The sequence below is a fragment of the Rhodopseudomonas sp. genome (assembly GCF_048594845.1).
Taxonomy (GTDB): Bacteria; Pseudomonadota; Alphaproteobacteria; order Rhizobiales; family Xanthobacteraceae; genus Rhodopseudomonas.
Genome location: NZ_JBMDXE010000366.1, coordinates 1 through 2,456 on the forward strand (window position 1 = coordinate 1; position 2,456 = coordinate 2,456).

Consider the following 2,456-nt stretch of genomic DNA (forward strand, 5'->3'; position numbering starts at 1 on the left):
GGGTCGGCATGCTGACAATTCCCACCAGTGCGAGGACAATGAACATCACCGAGGGGCCGATGATTGGGATAAAGTTCAGGATCGCGGCGAGTGCGCCGAGGCCGGCCGGGTTCGGCATTCCGGCCAGCGCGCAGATAACGCCGGTGGCTGCGCCGTAGCACAGGTTGATCGTTGTCACCGTCAGCAGATAGCCACCGAGGCTGAGCTCGATTTCGTTGAGGATGCGCAAGGTGCGCAACCGCGCATCGCGATCGCCGAAAGTCATGACGAGGGCTCGGCGCAGATCCTTCCAACTCGCGACGAACAACACCAGCGTCACGAGAAACAGCAGAAATTCAGTCAGCGTCGGTGACACGAATTCGAGCGTAGGCTGCATCCAGTCGATTTGCGGCATCTGGATCGGCGAGGACGGGAGCGCCTCGGAGCCGCCGATGGACGCCTGCAACTGGCGCCACAGCCCCAGCGGACGTTCCAGGAAGCTCAGCTTCTCGCGGAGCAAACCACCCAACTCCGGAAGGCGACTGCTCCATTCGATCAGCGGCACCGAAATCAGTGCCACCATGAACCCGACGGTGATCAGGGCGACCGAGACGATCAGTACGGCGCAGACCGCCCGGGGGATGCGCCAGCGCTCCATATAGGTGGCGGCCGGCGACAGCATGGTGCCGACCACGAAGGCGGTGACGATCGGCAGGAAGAACGGCTTGGCGACATAGAGCAGGCCGGTAATCATCACGATGAGCAGCGCCACCAGCGCAAAGGCGACGACTTCCGTGCGCCTGATCAGCGGCGGCCGCTCTTCCTTGCTGTCCGGGAGCGGAGTGCTGACGGGCTCGACGGGAAGAGTTCGCACGAGTGCCCACCCAGCTTCTGCGAAATCGCGTTGAGGGAGATGGCGCACGCCGCGCCGGTTGCACCACCGGGCAAGTACGCGGCAGTTCGTGGCTTCAACCGGAATGATCTGGCAAAGTTCCGCGCGCCCATGCGGTGCTGCCGGCGCTTAGTTCGGGGTGCGGAGAGTGGTGGCCGGAACAGTTCTGACGCCGTCGCGTTTCTCAGCGGCATCCAGGACGATGCGTCGACACTGCGGGGATATCATCATGATTACTTCGGAGATCGTATCGCGAACCAACCGTGCCGCGCGCCCGGTCCTGGCCGCCGCAGCCGCCTTGCTGATCACGGTGGCGCTGCCCGGAGCCGCATCGGCCCAGCAGATGATGGGTTACGCGGCGGCGCCGCAGGCGGGTCCGTTCGGCTCCGATGACGAAGTGCTGGCTGCGCCTTCGGTGGAGCCGGATGCCTCCGTGCCGGCGGATGAGGATGCCCAACTGTCCGACCGGCTGCGGCGGCAAGTGGTCGCTTACGACAGCAACCAGCCCGCCGGCACGATCGTGATCGATACGTCGAACACTTACCTCTACTACGTGCTCGGCGGCGGCCGCGCCATTCGCTACGGCGTCGGCGTCGGCCGGGAAGGCTTCACCTGGTCCGGCAGCGAGACCATCACCCGCAAGGCGGAGTGGCCGGACTGGCACCCGCCGGCGCGTATGATCGCGCGCCAGCCTTACCTGCCGCGATTCATGGCCGGTGGCCCGGGCAATCCTCTCGGCGCTCGCGCGATGTATCTCGGTTCGACCGAATATCGCATCCACGGCACCAACGATCCCTCAACGATCGGCAAGTTCGTCTCCTCTGGCTGTATCCGGCTGACGAACGAGGACGTCGAAGATCTGTTCAGCCGCGCGCGGGTCGGCACGCGGGTGGTGGTGCTGCCGAAGTCGTCGCCGAACCTGGAAGCCCGCAAGGCACGTCCCGGTCGGCAAGCGATGAACATTTCGGTTTCCTCGGTCAACTAAGCCCACTCGGACCGGAGGTCCAGAATGACCCGCTCTCTCGCAACGTCCACCGCCGCGGTCGCGGCCATTCTGGTCGTCAGTGTCAGCACCGGCGCGCAGGCGCAGGACTTCTTCTCGGCGTTGTTCGGCGGCATTCCGTCGTCGCAGCGCAGCTACCCGCCGGAAATGTCGCGAGCCTTCCCGTTCGCGAGTGAGGGCGACTATGGCGCGCCGCGCCCTGCGCGCCCGGTGCAACGATCCTATGCGAGTGGCGGCGGACAGGCGTTCTGCGTGCGCACCTGCGATGGTCGCTACTTCCCGATTTCCGCAACGGGCGGCGAGAGCAAGGATGCGACCTGCAACAGTTTCTGCCCCGCCAGCGAAACCAAGGTCGTGTATGGCTCATCCATCGATGGCGCGCGTACCGCAGCCGGCACGCCGTAGTCCGCGCTGCCGAACGCGTTCAAGATTCGCAGCGAAATCGTCGATGGCTGCACCTGCAACGGCAAGGACCAATTCGGCCTCGCGAAGATCAAGGTCGAGGACGATCCGACCTTGCGACGTGGCGATATCGTCGCGAGCGAAGATGGTCTGAAGGTCGCCAGCCGCATCGATCGCCGC

2 protein-coding genes and 1 pseudogene are annotated in these 2,456 nt (G+C 65.0%); 2 read left to right on the forward strand and 1 reads right to left on the reverse strand.

The window, feature by feature from the left end; genetic code table 11:
* The coding region (locus ACOJTD_RS25260; protein ID WP_420135594.1) for an AI-2E family transporter at positions 1-853 on the reverse strand (853 nt) is incomplete at its 3' end.
* Positions 854-1,100: 247 nt separating this feature from the next.
* Here ACOJTD_RS25260 and ACOJTD_RS25265 point away from each other — a divergent pair.
* Entirely contained in the window at positions 1,101-1,856 is a 756-nt protein-coding gene (locus ACOJTD_RS25265; protein ID WP_420135595.1) for a L,D-transpeptidase, read from the forward strand.
* Between the two features lie 24 nt (positions 1,857-1,880).
* A pseudogene (locus ACOJTD_RS25270) lies at positions 1,881-2,456 on the forward strand (DUF2865 domain-containing protein); the annotation flags it as partial.